The sequence below is a fragment of the Streptomyces sp. NPDC026515 genome, from assembly GCF_055567595.1.
On sequence record NZ_JBVHQD010000006.1, the window covers coordinates 403934 to 418257 of the forward strand.

A 14324-nucleotide genomic window follows, 5' to 3' on the forward strand; every position below is an offset into this window, starting at 1 on the left:
TCACGCACCGGACGCCCGGATGTGGCGCCCTCATATGCATGGGGACCAGTGTGCTCAGCCTGCGGATAGACAAAGAGCTGCTCGACCGGCTCCGCCATCACGCGGCGAAAAGGGGAATGAGCGTCCAGGACTACGTGGTCCGGACGCTCATTCGCAACGACTTCGACGAGCGGTTCTCGGCCGCCGTCGAGGAGACGGAGAGGTTCTACGGCGATCAGGTCAAGGTCACGTGAGCCCCCCGCCCGATCAGGGCCGGAATCAGGTGAGACCCAGGGCCGGCATCAGGTAGTAGAAGGCGAACACGGCCGCGACCGCGTACATCGCGACCGGGATCTCCCTGGCCCGGCCGGCGGTCAGCCGCAGCACCACGAAGGTGATGAAGCCCATGCCGATGCCGTTCGTGATCGAGTAGGTGAACGGCATCATCACCATGGTCACGAAGGCCGGGATCGCGACGGTGTAGTCGGCCCAGTCGATCTCCTTGATCGAACCGGCCAGGATCAGGAAGCCCACCGCGAGCAGCGCCGGGGTGGCGGCCTGGGAGGGGACCATCGTGGCGACCGGGGTCAGGAACAGTGCCACGGCGAACAGCGCGCCGGTGACGACGTTGGCGAAGCCGGTCCGCGCGCCCTCGCCGACGCCCGCCGTCGACTCCACGAAGCAGGTGGTGGCCGAGGAGGAGCTGGCACCGCCGGCGGCGACCGCGACGCCGTCGATGAAGAGGACCTTGTTGATGCCCGGCATGTAGCCCTGGGCGTCGGTCAGCTTGGCCTCGTCACTGACGCCCATGATCGTGCCCATGGCGTCGAAGAAGCAGGACAGCAGGACGGTGAAGACGAAGAGGATGCCGGTCAGCACGCCGACCTTGCCGAAACCGCCGAAGAGGCTGACCTTGCCGAGCAGGCCGAAGTCCGGGGTGGAGACGGGGTTGCCGGGCCACTTCGGGACGGTCAGGCCCCAGGTCGTCACATGGGCGACGGAGTTGACGATCAGCGCGAGCACGGTCATCGCGACGATGGAGATCAGGATCGCGCCGGAGACCTTGCGGACGATCAGTGCGAGGGTCAGCAGCACGCCGAGCACGAAGACCAGGACCGGCCAGCCGTTGAGGTGACCGTCGGAACCGAGCTGGAGCGGGACGGTGGTCTGGGCGACGTCCGGGATCCGGCTGACGAACCCGGAGTCCACGAGGCCGATCAGCATGATGAACAGGCCGATGCCGATCGAGATCGCCTTGCGCAGGCTGTAGGGCACGGCGTTCATCACGCGCTCACGCAGACCGCTGGCGACCAGCAGCATCACGACGATGCCGGCCAGCACCACCATGCCCATGGCGTCCGGCCAGGACATCCGGGGCGCCAGCTGGAGGGCGACGACGGAGTTCACGCCGAGACCGGCGGCGAGCGCGATCGGGACGTTGCCGATGACACCCATGAGCAGCGTCGTGAAGGCGGCGGTGAGGACGGTGGCGGTGACCAGCTGACCGTTGTCGAGCTGGTGGCCGTACATGTCCTTCGCGCTGCCGAGGATGATCGGGTTCAGCACGATGATGTACGCCATCGCGAAGAACGTGGCGAAGCCGCCGCGCACCTCGCGGGCGAGGGTGCTGCCCCGCTCGGAGATCTTGAAGTATCGGTCGAGCGCGCCGTACGCGGGGGTCGCACCCGGCTGTTCGGGGGCGGGGGCCTGAGTGGGAGCCGGGGTCGACATTGGATGTTCCTACGATCAGAAGTAGCCAGACACAAACGGTTTCAGTATGAACGTATGAGTTCCAGATCGCTATCTCCGCGCGTAGACCCTGCGGATGCGTAAGCTGAGCACCATGGCGAAGTGGACTCCCCAGCACGAGGCACCGGAACCCCTGGAGGGACCCGTGGTGCCGACGATCATCGGCGGCACGATCGTCTGGTTCGCCATCTTCCTGGTCCAGCTCCCTTTCTACGGCTGGTACGCCGACCACGGTCACACCTGGTGGGTGTGGACCTGCCTGGCCGGCGGCGGCCTCGGGCTGATCGGCATCTGGTACGTGAAGAAGCGGGACGCGGCCATCAAGCGGGCGCAGGCCGCCCGCTCCCTGTAGGGGCGATCCCCGGGGCCGCTCTACAACCAGGGCACGACCCGGCTCCTCCGCTGGTCGGATCTTCCGGGCACTCGGCAGGTGAACGCGCAAATCCGCACGTACCGTCGAACGTATGACGCACATCGACGCGGGCGCGGAACTCGACCCTGTGCATCCGGTTCCGCTGCCACCCCCGGCCCGAACGGGCGGACTGACCGCCGCCCAGGTGGCGGAGCGGATCGCGCGCGGCGAGGTGAACGACGTACCGGTGCGCGGCAGCCGCTCGTTCGGCGAGATCGTGCGGGCGAACGTCTTCACCCGGTTCAACGCGATCATCGGTGTGCTGTGGGTGATCATGCTGGTGGTGGCGCCCATCCAGGACAGCCTGTTCGGCTTCGTGATCCTGGCCAACACGGGCATCGGCATCGTGCAGGAGTGGCGGGCGAAGAAGACCCTGGACTCGCTCGCGGTGATCGGCGAGGCGCGGCCGACCGTGCGCCGCGACGGAGCCGCGGTGGAGGTGAGCACGGCCGAGATCGTGCTCGACGACCTCATAGAGATCGGCCCCGGCGACAAGATCGTGGTGGACGGGGTGTGCGCCGAGGCCGACAGCCTGGAGATCGACGAGTCGCTGCTCACCGGCGAGGCCGACCCGGTCGTCAAACGCCGTGGCGACCCGGTGATGTCAGGCAGTTTCGTGGTGGCCGGCGGCGGCGCCTTCGCGGCCACGAAGGTCGGCCGGGAGGCCTATGCCGCCCAGCTCGCCGAGGAGGCCTCCCGCTTCACGCTCGTCCACTCCGAGCTGCGCTCCGGTATCTCGACCATCCTCAAGTACGTGACCTGGATGATGGTCCCGGCTGCGATCGGCCTGGTCGCCACCCAGCTCGTCGTCAAGAACAACGGACTCAAGGACGCCGTCGCCCGTACGGTCGGCGGCATCGTGCCGATGGTCCCCGAGGGTCTCGTGCTGCTCACCTCCGTCGCCTTCGCGATCGGCGTGATCCGGCTGGCCCGCCAGCAGTGCCTGGTCCAGGAACTCCCCGCGATCGAGGGCCTGGCCCGCGTCGACACCGTCTGCCTGGACAAGACCGGCACGCTCACCGAGGGCGGCATGGACGTCACCGAGCTGCGGGCCCTGAACGGGGTGGACGAGACGTACGTGCGCAAGGTGCTGGGCTCGCTCGGCGAGTCCGACCCGCGGCCGAACGCCTCCCTCCAGGCGATCATCGACGCCTGTCCCGACAGCGAGGACTGGCGGTGCGTGGAGTCACTGCCCTTCTCCTCCGCCCGCAAGTACAGCGGGGCGACCTTCAGCGAGGGCGACGGGGAGCTGAGCACCTGGCTGCTGGGGGCGCCGGACGTGCTGCTCGGCGCCGACGACCCGGCCCTGGCCGAAACCGTGCGCCTCAACGAGGAAGGTCTGCGGGTGCTGCTGCTGGCACGCGCCACCCGGGACCTCGACGACCCGAAGGTCGCGCAGGGCGCAGGCGCCACCGCCCTGGTGGTCCTTGAACAGCGGCTGCGGCCGGACGCCGCCGACACCCTGCGCTACTTCGCCGACCAGGAGGTCCGGGCGAAGGTGATCTCCGGAGACAACGCGGTGTCGGTGGGTGCGGTGGCCGCGAAGCTCGGGCTGAGCGGGACCACGGTGGACGCGCGCAGGCTGCCCACCGAGCCCGGCAGGATGGCCGAGGCCCTGGACGAGGGCACCGTCTTCGGACGGGTCACCCCGCAGCAGAAGCGGGAGATGGTGGGGGCGTTGCAGTCGCACGGGCACACGGTCGCGATGACCGGGGACGGCGTGAACGACGTTCTCGCCCTGAAGGACGCGGACATCGGCGTCTCGATGGGTTCGGGTTCCGAGGCCACCCGGGCGGTCGCGCAGATCGTCCTGCTCAACAACAGCTTCGCGACGCTGCCCTCGGTGGTCGCCGAGGGGCGCCGGGTGATCGGCAACATCACCCGGGTCGCCACCCTGTTCCTGGTCAAGACGGTCTACTCGGTGCTGCTCGCGGTGCTGGTGGTGTGCTGGCAGGTCGAATACCCCTTCCTGCCCCGGCACCTGACCCTGCTGTCCACCCTCACCATCGGCGTCCCGGCCTTCTTCCTGGCCCTCGCCCCCAACAAGGAACGGGCCAGACCGCACTTCGTCCGCCGCGTGATGCGCCACTCGATACCGGGCGGTGTGCTGGCCGGTGTCGCGACCTTCGTGACCTATCTGCTCGCCCGGCACTACTACACGGGTCCCGGCTCCCTGGACGCGGAGACCAGCGCGGCGACCCTGACCCTGTTCCTGATCTCGATGTGGGTCCTGGCGATCATCGCCCGTCCCTACACCTGGTGGCGGGTGGTGCTGGTGGCCTCGATGGGCGTGGCCTTCGTCTTCGTCCTCGCGGTGCCGGCCCTGCAGAGCTTCTTCGCGCTGAAGCTGGTGGGCACCGTGATGCCGTGGACCGCGGTCGGCGTGGCGGTGGTGGCCTCGGCGGTACTGGAGGTCCTGTGGCGGTGGGTGGAGCGGCGCTTCCCGGTGTGAGCGGCGAAGCACGTCCGCCCCACCGGTGCGGCACCGGCGGGGCGGACGTCGGGTTCCGGTGGGGCTACTGCACGTCGACGTAGTCGCCGGTGGCGCTGACCGCCGGGGTCGTGGACGTGCCTGCGAAGGAGTAGCGGTAGTAGCCGTCCGCCGTCGCCGTGGTCGTCGTCTTCAGGGCGCCCGTCGAGGAGGACTTGATGGTCTTCAGCGTGGTGTAGGTGCTGGAGCCCTTCTTGCGGAACTGGAGCTTGACCGACTGGGTGCCGTAGCCGGAGTACTTGGCCGCGTCCCAGTTGGCGCGCGTCAGGGACCCGGTGACCGTGATGGTCCTGCCCTTCTTGACCGGCTCGGGGGCGGCGTTGACCGTCAGCTTGGACAGGCGCTGGACCGAGACCTTGCCCAGGTTGTTCCCGAAGGTGGCGGGGTTGCCGTCCGCGTCGAAGGCGATGGCGCCCGCCTGCCAGGTGCCGGCGACGCTGTTGACGACGTCATTGTGGCTGGCGCTGAGGGTGGCCTTGCAGCTCTGGACGGTCGAGGAGGTGTCCGTGCAGGTCGCAAGGTCCGAGGGGGCCACGCCGTACTCGGACGACTTGATGTCGGAGCCGTGGTAGATGACCGGGATGGTGAAGAAGTCGCTGCTCTTCAGGCTGGCGTCGTGGGTCACCTTGTAGGTGATCGAGAACTTCACGGAGCCCGTGGCGGGCACGACAACGGCCTTCCCGCCGTTGACCTTCACGCTGGAGAAGGTGACGTTCAGCGTGGTGCTGCCGGCGGCGTGCGCGGCCGGGGCGACGAACGCGGTGAGGGCCAGGGCGCCGGAGACGGCGGCCACAGTGGCACGAATGCGCATGAATTCCCCAGTGGGAACAGTGGGCACGAGGCCCAAGTGATCTAGGAAGTCTGTTGACTCAGTGAGAAGATCCACGAGGGGCGGGAGTGGTTGTACGTGCGAGACATATTCCGGTCAGATTTTGATTGCTTTGCAACCGGATTACGTTCCCATGGGATTACTCCACGTCGACGCAGTCGCCCGTGGCGTTGCCCCCCGGGGTCCGGACTCCCTCCGCCGGTCGCCCTGACCCCAGCCCGCCGCGCCAGGGACGAGGAGACCCCCGAGCCGGTCACCGACGTCTCGTCCGTGGGCGCTCGACCCGGACCGCTTCGCGTGCTTCCCGGAAGTGGCCGCGGACCGGCCCGGGCGGCTCCTCGGTCGAACCACTCAGTCGAACCAGCGGTCCCTGGCCAGTTCCTCCGTGCGTGACGCGTCCTCCAGCAGGGCGGCCACCTCGAAGCGGCGTGGCCACTGGCCGGACGCCCAGGCGAGGCCCGCGGCGACGCCCTCCAGGGTGGCGGCGTGCAGGACGCCGTCGCCGGTGAGCCGCCAGTCGATCTCGACGCCGTCCACCACCAGTTCCTCGTGCTCGACGTAGGTCACCGGGGTCCGCGGTCCGAGCAGGACGTGAACCGACTCCGGGACGTCGTGTTCGGTGCCCTCCGAGTCGACCGACCCCGTCACCGACTCGCTCAGCCGCCGCACCTGGAACAGTTCGGCCAGTTCGGCGGCGCGGGCGGGCCGTACCGGGAGCAGCGGCACGCCGGTCGTGAACGGCAGCAGGTCCGGGGAGTCGACGACCACCGCGTCCGCCGCGTCCACCACCTCCACCCGGCCGTCGACCACCGCCCGCAGCTCGTCGGGGAGGGTCACCTGCTCGGGGTCCAGGTCCGCCAACGCGCCGTACAGGGCGTGCAGCTGGGCGCCGGTGACCGAGCGGTCCGGGTCGGCGAGGCGGTCCAGGAGTTCGGCGGCACCGCCCGGCTCGTCGAGGAGGGCGGCCACCGAGGTCCGTACCCCCAGCGCCCGCAGCACCTGCTCGTCCTCGAAACCGGTGGCGTCGGCCTCCTCGTAGAGGCCGCGCAGCAGCGGGTCGCCGCCCGAGGCCAGCAGACCGGCGGGACGGCGGCCGTCGAGCACCGGGTGGCCGCGCAGCCACCAGGCCGTGTACGGCCGTACGACCTCGTGGGTGCCGTCCGGCAGCAGGATGCGGACCGGCTGGGTGAGGGCGTCCCGCAGCGGCGGCCGGGCGAGCAGCGCGAGCGCCTCGGGCCAGTGGTCCTCGTCGACGAGGTCGAGGTCGCGGACGGCGACCAGCTCGGTGGCGACCGGGGGTACGGGGGTGTCCGGGAAGCGGTCGAGGACGTCCTCGCACCAGACGTCGACGGCGTCGAGCAGGCCGGCGTCGTCGGGCTCCGCGAAGTCGCCCTCGCGCGGCTCCAGTTCGTCCGGGTCCAGGACCACGTCGGTGGCGCGGACCAGGGCGAAGTCCGCCAGCACCCCGCAGGCGGCCAGTGGCTGTTCGCCCCACTTCTGCGCCAGCTCGGCGTCCACGGCGGCCAGTTCGTCCGCCCTGATCACCCGGGCGAACGGGCTGCCGGGGAGGACGAGTTCACCGGCGGGTGCCAGCTCGCCGTCCTCGTCGGGCAGGGCGAGGGCGCCCAGCCAGGGCTCGTCACCCGGTTCCAGGCCGGCGTCCCGGACCAGGGCGAGGACGGTGTCCGCCAGCTCCTCGGCGTCCGGGGTGTCCTCCTCCCAGCTCAGGCCACCGTCGTCGTCCAGGGACGCGGCCACGGCGGCCCGCACCTGCGGGGTGGTGAGGACCGCGCGCGGAGTCGCGGGCAGGGCGCCGAGCTTCTCCAGCAGGGGGTGGGCGGCGTCCTGGTGGGCGACCTTGAGGCCGAGCCGGGCCAGGACCTCGGGGTCGATGACCGCGTCCGGGGCAGGCAGCAGGATCTGCCGGGGCCCGATCGTCGTACGCCCGTCGGCGAGCGGCACCGGCAGGCCCGACAGCCGTTCCGGGTCGACGCCCGCGAGGCTGTCGTAGAGCCGCCACCACCAGTCCGGGTCCTTCTCCAGCCCGGCCAGGCGGTCGACGGCGTCGGCGAGCGGCAGCCGGGTGACGGACAACGTCCGCAGTTCCACCCGGCGTTCGAGACCGGCGGGCAGGAGGGTCGGGAGGACTTCCGCGAGCACCCGGACCGTGTCCGCGCCCGCCCCCTCCACGATCTCGGCGTCCCGGGGGCGCAGCGCCTCGGGCAGTTCGCTGTCCTCGCCGGCGTCGACGGCGGGCGGCAGGAACGCGGTGCGCGGCAGCCGCTCCAGGATCGCCTGGCGCAGCGCGCCGTCCAGCTCGCCCTTGCCGAGCGGGCCGGGCACCAGATGGATGATCTCCTCCCCCACCGGCCGCCAGCCGGCGAGGAGTTCGGCGTACGCGTCGGCCGCGCGCTGCACCAGGAAGTCGGTGAGCGGGCCGGGGGCGGCGTGCCGGCGGGTGGTGTCGAGGGGGAAGGACGCGATGAGCAGGGCGGGGACGCCGAGGGGCTCGTCGCTGGGGGTGGGGGCGTGCAGCACGGCGGCGGTGCGCGGGCGGTCCGGGGCGCCCGCGGCGTCCGTGGGCACGGCCCAGGTCAGCGACCAGTGCGGGCGCAGCCGCTCCTCGACCGGCCGGCCGGCGAGCAGCTCCGGGGTGAGCGGGCCGTGCGCGCGGACGGTACGCCAGCGGGTGGTGCCCTGCTGGGAGTCGTCCACGACGGTGAGCGCGCCGTCGGTGCCGCGGCGCAGCGTGCGCACGGTGTCGCCGGTCTCGATCACGACCTCCGCCAGGCCCGGCAGGGCGAGCAGGAGGGCGTCGTCGACGGCTGCCAGGAGGCGCTCGGCGAGATCGGTGGCCGCGGTGTCCCGGAGCGGCAGGATCACGACCGTGTCGTAGGGGTCGGGGGCGGTGCCCTCGGCGGTGAACGGGAGCCGCAGCAGCGGCACATGGCCGTCCCGGCGACGGATCTCGTCGCCGAGACCGCCGCTCTGCCGGGCGGTCTCCTCGGCCAGTTCCCGGGCCTCGGGCAGCGACCACCGCACCCCGCCGTGCCGGCCGACCACCGCGGGCTCGTCGGTCACCGCGAGCACGGCGGCGAAGCCGACCCCGAACCGTCCGACGGCGCCGTCGGTGTCCTCCCGCTTCGCCGACGCGCGCAGGGTGGAGAGGGACTCGACGCCGGCCGCGTCCAGCGGGGCACCGGTGTTGGCGGCGAACAGGACGCCGTCGCGGAGGGTGAGCCGGAACCGGCCGGGGACACCGGCGCGGGCGGCCGCGTCGGCGGCGTTCTGGGCGAGCTCCACGACGAGCCGGTCCCGGTAGCCGCCGAGGACCAGGTCCTCCTCGGCGTTGGCGTCCTCACGGAACCGGGCGGGGCTGGTGGCCCAGGCGTCGAGGACACCGCGCCGCAGGCGGGCGGTACCGAACGGATCGGCGCCCTCGGCGGCGGGCCGCACGAACTTGCTCACGTTCACTCTCCTCGTCGACGTGAGGAGAAGGTACCGCGCGCCGGGGACCCACCCGGCCGCCCGCCCGCCCCGATCAGCCGAGCAGCGGACGCCCGTTCCCCGGCCCGGCGCCCACGAGCGGCCGACCGCACCCTGACGCCGTACGCGGACACCGCTTTGGCCTGCCGCCGGGCACGGACCGACCAGGCACACCGGGCCCACCACCCGGGCCCCACGGACCGCAGCCCCCGCCGAGACGGCGACGACGGCGACCCGCCCAGGAACCGAACGGCAGCTGCCCGGACGCGCAACGCACCGCGGCGCGGATGTCCCTACGGCCTGCCAACGGGCGCGGGCCGCCACGCATGCCGGGCCCGGCGCCCCGGATCCACGGGGGGCGGCCCGGGCGGTGGCGAGGGCGCACGCCCGGAACCCCGCCGGCCGGTGGCCGGGTGTCGTGCCCCGCCGCACCATGTCACGGCGAGGAGGCGGCTCCGGCCTGGCGACGGACGCGCGACGGCCAGGCGGCCGGGCCCGCCACCCGCAGGGGCGGCCGGCGCGGTGGTGCCGGCGGCCCGCCCGAGAAGCCGGCCGGTGATCGCCGCTCCGGGAAGTGGCGGGTCAGGAGTGGCCCAGCTCCGCCGATGTCTCGTCCTCCGCCGCCGGTACCGAGCCGGAGTCGGCCGCGGGGCGGAGCGGGAAGGGATCGACGCGGGTCTCGTCGATCACCGGGGGTGCCACCACCGGGGGCTTCGGCATGACCGCGGCCTCCGAGTGGCCGCCGCAGCCGTAGGCGAAGGAGACGACCCGGCCGTCGGCCGGGGAGAACTCGTTGGCGCAGACACCGAAGGCCTGGCCCAGGGAGCCGCCCACAGGGGTGAGGAAGCCGCAGCTGACGCAGGTGGCGGGGGCCGCCTGGGCCATGGGGGTGGTGGCTCCGAACGCCTCCTCCCAGCGGTCGGCGGCGATGTGCAGGCCGTAGCGGGACAGGACGCGGGCGCGGCGCATGCCCAGTTCCTCGGCGACCGCGGCGATCGTGCCCCGGGAGGGGACCGTGGGGAGGTTCGCGGGGGTGCCCGCGGTGACGTCGGCGTCCTCGGCCTCGGCCAGCTCCTCCATCTCCTCCGAGACCGGGGAGTTCGGTTCCGGTCCGTCCTCGCCGGTGTAGCCGGGCTCCAGGCGGAGGTCCTCGGCCTCGGTGGGGAGCAGGTCGCCGGGACCCATGTCGCCGGGGCGCAGCCGCTCGCTCCAGGGCACCCACTCGGGGGCGAGGAGGGCGTCGGAGCCGGGCAGCAGGACGACCTCGTCCAGCGTGACGAGTTTGGCGCGGGAGGCGCGGGCCACCGTCACCGCCCAGCGCCAGCCGCGGTACCCGAGTTCCTTGCACTCGAAGTAGTGCGTGACGACGCGGTCACCCTCCGCCACCGCTCCGGCGTGCTCGCCCACCACTCCGGGTGCAGCGGCCTCCTCGGCGGCGGTCCGGGCGAGGTCGACGGCCTCGGCGCACAGACGGTCGGGGGTGCGGCTTCGCGTTGTCGCTGCGCTCACAGGTATCGCTTCTCTCCTACGCCGTCTCACGAGTGCGGCTGCCTCCGGCGGTGGGGCGGACGGAGCGGACCTGTGGGCCGCATCGACGTCCGCGTCCGATCGCGCTCGGGCGCACCTCTGCCATCCATTGTGCTTTATGGCTGAGATACGCACGCTACCCCGTCGCCGGTCATGGGCGACAGTCCGGCGCGGGGGCTGCGCGGCGACGGGAGCCGGCAATCGCCATGACCCCGCGCCCCCGCGGTGCGCCGCGGCCCCTCTCCGGCTCCGACTCGCTCGGTCACAAAGTGCACCAGGAACTGTCGTCTCAGGGCACTATGAACCACGTGGCAACCGCGAAATCCCCCCAACACACCGTCGGGGTCGGTAGCGGTGCGGGCCGGATGCGCGGTGCCGTCCGCTCCGTCGGGCGTGCCCTGCACCTCCCGGTGACCGGTACCGCACGGGGCATCCGCAAGGCCACGCACGCGCACGGCGCCGGCGAGTCCGGTCTCGGCAAGCTGATCGAACTGCACGCGGTCAACGGCGCGGGCGACGTCATGATCACCGTCGCGCTGGCCTCCACCGTGTTCTTCTCCGTGCCGACCGACGAGGCCCGGGGGCGGGTCGCGCTCTACCTCGCCATCACCATGGCGCCCTTCACCGTCCTCGCCCCGGTCATCGGTCCCCTCCTCGACCGCCTCCCGCACGGCCGGCGCGCCGCCATGGCCGGCGCGATGCTCGCCCGGGCGCTGCTCGCACTGATCATCTCGGGGGCGGTGGCCGGCGGCAGCCTGGAGCTGTATCCGGCCGCGCTCGGGGTGCTGGTCGCGTCGAAGGCGTACGGCGTGGTGCGCAGCGCCGTCGTGCCCCGGCTGCTGCCGCCCGGGTTCTCCCTCGTGAAGGCCAACTCACGCGTCACCCTCGCCGGGTTGCTCGCCACCGGGGTGGCCGCCCCGGTCGGGGCCGGGCTGCACGCCATCGGCGACCCCTGGCCGCTCTACGGCGCCTTCGTGATCTTCGTGGCCGGGACGTTCCTCTCCTTCACCCTCCCTTCCAAGGTCGACTCGGCCAAGGGCGAGGACGTGGCGCTGCTCGCCGCCGACGAGGAGCACCTGCACGGCCCGCTCCGGAAGGACCGGACGGACCGGACGGACCGCAAGGAAACGAAGCGGCCGGGGCTGCGGACGGTAGGGCCCGCCGTCACCCACGCGCTCGGCGCGAACGCCGCGCTGCGCTGTCTCTCCGGCTTCCTGATCTTCTTCCTGGCGTTCCTGCTCCGCGAGCACCCGCTGACCGGCGAGAGCGCGGCGGTCTCCCTCGGGATAGTGGGCGTCGCGGCGGGCGCGGGCAACGCGCTCGGTACCGCGGTGGGGGCCTGGCTGCGCTCGCGGACGCCCGAGATCATCATCGTGACGGTGGTCGCCGTGGCGCTGGGTACGGCGATCGTCGCTGCCCTGTTCTTCGGCGCCTTCCTGGTGGCCGTACTGGCCGCGGTGGCCGGATTCGCCCAGGCGCTGGCCAAGCTCTGCCTGGACGCGCTGATCCAGCGGGACGTCCCGGAGCAGGTGCGCACCTCGGCGTTCGCCCGGTCGGAGACGCTGCTCCAGATGGCCTGGGTGTTCGGCGGCGCGGTGGGCATCGTGATGCCGCTGAACGGCACCCTGGGCCTGGTGGTGGCCGCCCTCATCGTGGCTGCCGGCTGGCTGGCCACCCTGCGTGGCCTGCTCAGCTCCGCCCGGCACGGCCCCCGTACCCGGCCGAGGGTGGCCTGAGGAACGCACCTGGCGTAACGAACCGGGCACGCCGCACCCCACGTGGGGAGCGGGCCGGGAGGTCCCGATAGCCTTCGGCCATGACCACGCTGCAATCCCGCTCGCGACGCCGCCGCGTCGTCGCCGCCGCCGGCGCCGTTTCCGCCGGACTGCTCGTCCTGTCTGCCTGTGACAAGCCGACGCCGATCGCCACGATCACCGTCGGTACGTCCTCGGTCAGCGCCGAGGCCACCTGTTACAACGACGGCAAGGCCCTGAACACGGCCTCGCTCGCGAACTGCCTCAAGGACACCGGGATCAAGTCCATCAAGGTGGACCCGGACGACACGGTCCGCTTCGGCGTCGACCCGAAGATCGCGGACAACGGCTGGACGATCCTGATGAACGGTCAGCCGCTCACCGACTCCAGCAAGAAGACCTACCGCACGATCCCGGGCAGCGTGTTCTTCAACGCCCAGTACGGCGCCTCCGGCAACTCGACCCTCGTCTCCATCAAGGAGGGCGACAAGTCGGTCCTGGGTCTGTGGTCCTTCAAGCTCAAGAAGGACGCCTGACCACGTCCGCCGTACGCGTCCTCGTGACCACCGCGGTCCCGGCCGAACGGGACGCGGTGGCGGGGGCGTTCACGGACGGGACGACCGAGGTACGGCTGTCGGCCGCGACGCTGCTGCGCACCGCCGAAGGGTACGACCTGCTCGCGGCCGGAGTGGGCCCGGCCAGGGCCGCCGCCCTCACCGCGACCGCCCTCACCGCGGCCGCCCTCGACGGCCGGCCCTACGCCCTGGTCGTCTCCGCCGGGATCGCCGGCGGTTTCCGGCCGGCCGCGCCGGTGGGCTCGCTGGTCGTCGCCGACGAGATCATCGCGGCGGACCTGGGCGCCGAGACCGCCGAGGGGTTCGTGCCGGTCACCGAACTGGGATTCGGGACCGTCAGCCACCGTCCGCCGGATTCACTCGTACGAGCCATCGCCGAGGCGACCGGAGCGCGCCCCGGAGCGGTACTCACCGTGTCCACCGTGACCGGCTCGGCCCGCCGCGCCGCCGACCTGTGCGCCCGGCACCCGCACGCCCTCGCCGAGGCCATGGAGGGCTTCGGCGTGGCCGAGGCGGCCGCCGCGCACGGCGTGCCCGTCCTGGAGATACGCGCGGTCTCCAACCCCGTCGGCCCCCGCGACCGCGCCGCCTGGCGCATCGCGGACGCCCTGGCCGCCCTGACCGGGGCCTTCGGGAAGCTCGCGCCCGCCCTGGAGAGTTGGAACCCTCATGACCACCGCTGACTCGCTGCGCATCGCGTACTCGCCCTGCCCGAACGACACCTTCGTCTTCGACGCCCTCGCCCACCACAGGGTCCCGGGGGCGCCCGCCCTCGACGTGACCTTCGCGGACATCGACATCACCAACGGCATGGCCGAGCGCGGCGAGTCCGACGCGCTGAAGGTGTCCTACGCCGTCCTGCCGTACGTCCTCGACGAGTACGCGCTGCTCCCCTGCGGGGGCGCGCTGGGCCGGGGCTGCGGGCCGCTGGTGCTGACCCGGGAGGCGGGGACGGACCTCACCGGCCGTACGGTCGCCGTGCCGAGCGAGCGGTCGACGGCGTACCTGCTGTTCCGCCTCTGGGCGGCGGACACGCTCCCCGGCGGGGTCGGCGAGATCGTCGTCATGCCCTTCCACGAGATCATGCCGGCCGTGCGGGACGGCAAGGTCGACGCGGGGCTGGTGATCCACGAGGCACGCTTCACCTACCAGAACTACGGGCTGCACAAGCTCGCCGACATGGGCGAGCACTGGGAGGCCACCACGGGTCTGCCGATCCCGCTCGGCGCGATCATCGCCAAGCGGTCCCTGGGCGCGCGGAGGCTCACGCGCCTCGCCGAGGCGATCCGTACGTCCGTCCACGCGGCCTGGGAGGACCCCGAGGCCTCCCGGCCCTACGTCATGGCGCACGCCCAGGAGATGGACCCGGCCGTCGCCGACCAGCACATCGGGCTCTACGTCAACGAGTTCACCTCGGAACTCGGCGAGGACGGCTACGCGGCGGTACGCGGACTGCTCACCCGGGCGGCGGCCGAGGGACTCGTCCCGCCCCTCGGTCCGCACGCACTCGATTTCCCGTAAA

At 72.3% G+C, this 14324-nt stretch carries 11 protein-coding genes; 7 read left to right on the forward strand and 4 right to left on the reverse strand.

Annotation, left to right across the window (positions count from 1 at the left end):
* Positions 1-38: 38 nt before the first annotated feature.
* Positions 39-233: a ribbon-helix-helix protein, CopG family gene (locus ACZ4O3_RS14970; protein WP_352223476.1), complete on the forward strand. Its 195-nt coding sequence runs from the start codon at positions 39-41 to the stop codon at positions 231-233.
* A 25-nt stretch (positions 234-258) separates the two neighbouring features.
* Here the strand turns inward: ACZ4O3_RS14970 and ACZ4O3_RS14975 are convergent, their stop codons facing one another.
* Positions 259-1710, reverse strand: coding sequence for an NCS2 family permease (locus ACZ4O3_RS14975; RefSeq protein WP_362720894.1), 1452 nt, complete (start codon positions 1708-1710; stop codon positions 259-261).
* A gap of 112 nt (positions 1711-1822) precedes the next feature.
* On the opposite strand from ACZ4O3_RS14975, the gene ACZ4O3_RS14980 reads away from it, so the two are divergent.
* Both ACZ4O3_RS14980 and ACZ4O3_RS14985 read left to right on the forward strand, forming a co-directional pair.
* A complete protein-coding gene (locus tag ACZ4O3_RS14980) occupies positions 1823-2080 on the forward strand; it encodes a DUF2530 domain-containing protein (RefSeq protein ID WP_467722450.1) in 258 nt (85 codons plus the stop codon).
* Between the two features lie 112 nt (positions 2081-2192).
* Positions 2193-4592, forward strand: coding sequence for an HAD-IC family P-type ATPase (locus tag ACZ4O3_RS14985; RefSeq protein WP_467722366.1), 2400 nt, complete (start codon positions 2193-2195; stop codon positions 4590-4592).
* 64 nt (positions 4593-4656) lie between these two features.
* Here the strand turns inward: ACZ4O3_RS14985 and ACZ4O3_RS14990 are convergent, their stop codons facing one another.
* From ACZ4O3_RS14990 to ACZ4O3_RS15000, 3 genes are all read right to left on the reverse strand, one after another.
* Positions 4657-5442, reverse strand: a complete 786-nt coding sequence (locus tag ACZ4O3_RS14990; protein WP_362720899.1) for a DUF5707 domain-containing protein — start codon at positions 5440-5442, stop codon at positions 4657-4659.
* Positions 5443-5811: 369 nt separating this feature from the next.
* Positions 5812-8928, reverse strand: a complete 3117-nt coding sequence (locus ACZ4O3_RS14995) for a sacsin N-terminal ATP-binding-like domain-containing protein (protein WP_467722368.1) — start codon at positions 8926-8928, stop codon at positions 5812-5814.
* Positions 8929-9528: 600 nt separating this feature from the next.
* Entirely contained in the window at positions 9529-10455 is a 927-nt protein-coding gene (locus tag ACZ4O3_RS15000; protein ID WP_362724059.1) for a DUF3027 domain-containing protein, read from the reverse strand.
* A 383-nt stretch (positions 10456-10838) separates the two neighbouring features.
* Between ACZ4O3_RS15000 and ACZ4O3_RS15005 the strand changes: the two genes are divergently transcribed.
* The 4 genes from ACZ4O3_RS15005 to ACZ4O3_RS15020 all read left to right on the forward strand — a co-directional run bounded on the left by ACZ4O3_RS15005 (position 10839) and on the right by ACZ4O3_RS15020 (position 14323).
* Positions 10839-12209: an MFS transporter gene (locus ACZ4O3_RS15005; RefSeq protein ID WP_467722452.1), complete on the forward strand. Its 1371-nt coding sequence runs from the start codon at positions 10839-10841 to the stop codon at positions 12207-12209.
* 80 nt (positions 12210-12289) lie between these two features.
* Positions 12290-12763 (forward strand): DUF2771 domain-containing protein, encoded by a 474-nt coding sequence (locus tag ACZ4O3_RS15010; RefSeq protein WP_384987114.1) that lies wholly within the window; start codon positions 12290-12292, stop codon positions 12761-12763.
* Positions 12764-12786: 23 nt separating this feature from the next.
* Positions 12787-13485 (forward strand): futalosine hydrolase, encoded by a 699-nt coding sequence (locus ACZ4O3_RS15015; protein WP_467722370.1) that lies wholly within the window; start codon positions 12787-12789, stop codon positions 13483-13485.
* Positions 13472-14323 carry a 1,4-dihydroxy-6-naphthoate synthase gene (locus ACZ4O3_RS15020; RefSeq protein WP_467722371.1) on the forward strand — a complete coding sequence of 284 codons (852 nt, stop codon included), beginning with the start codon at positions 13472-13474 and terminating at the stop codon, positions 14321-14323. The genes ACZ4O3_RS15015 and ACZ4O3_RS15020 overlap by 14 nt, the downstream gene beginning before the upstream one ends.
* Position 14324 lies beyond the last annotated feature (1 nt).

Coding starts and splice junctions, on each gene's coding strand:
- ACZ4O3_RS14990 (WP_362720899.1), bottom strand. CDS start 5,442: ATGCGCATTCGTGCCACTGTGGCCGCCGTCTCCGGCGCCCTGGCCCTC.
- ACZ4O3_RS14975 (WP_362720894.1), bottom strand. CDS start 1,710: ATGTCGACCCCGGCTCCCACTCAGGCCCCCGCCCCCGAACAGCCGGGT.
- ACZ4O3_RS14985 (WP_467722366.1), top strand. CDS start 2,193: ATGACGCACATCGACGCGGGCGCGGAACTCGACCCTGTGCATCCGGTT.
- ACZ4O3_RS14980 (WP_467722450.1), top strand. CDS start 1,823: ATGGCGAAGTGGACTCCCCAGCACGAGGCACCGGAACCCCTGGAGGGA.
- ACZ4O3_RS15010 (WP_384987114.1), top strand. CDS start 12,290: ATGACCACGCTGCAATCCCGCTCGCGACGCCGCCGCGTCGTCGCCGCC.
- ACZ4O3_RS15005 (WP_467722452.1), top strand. CDS start 10,839: ATGCGCGGTGCCGTCCGCTCCGTCGGGCGTGCCCTGCACCTCCCGGTG.
- ACZ4O3_RS15020 (WP_467722371.1), top strand. CDS start 13,472: ATGACCACCGCTGACTCGCTGCGCATCGCGTACTCGCCCTGCCCGAAC.
- ACZ4O3_RS14970 (WP_352223476.1), top strand. CDS start 39: ATGGGGACCAGTGTGCTCAGCCTGCGGATAGACAAAGAGCTGCTCGAC.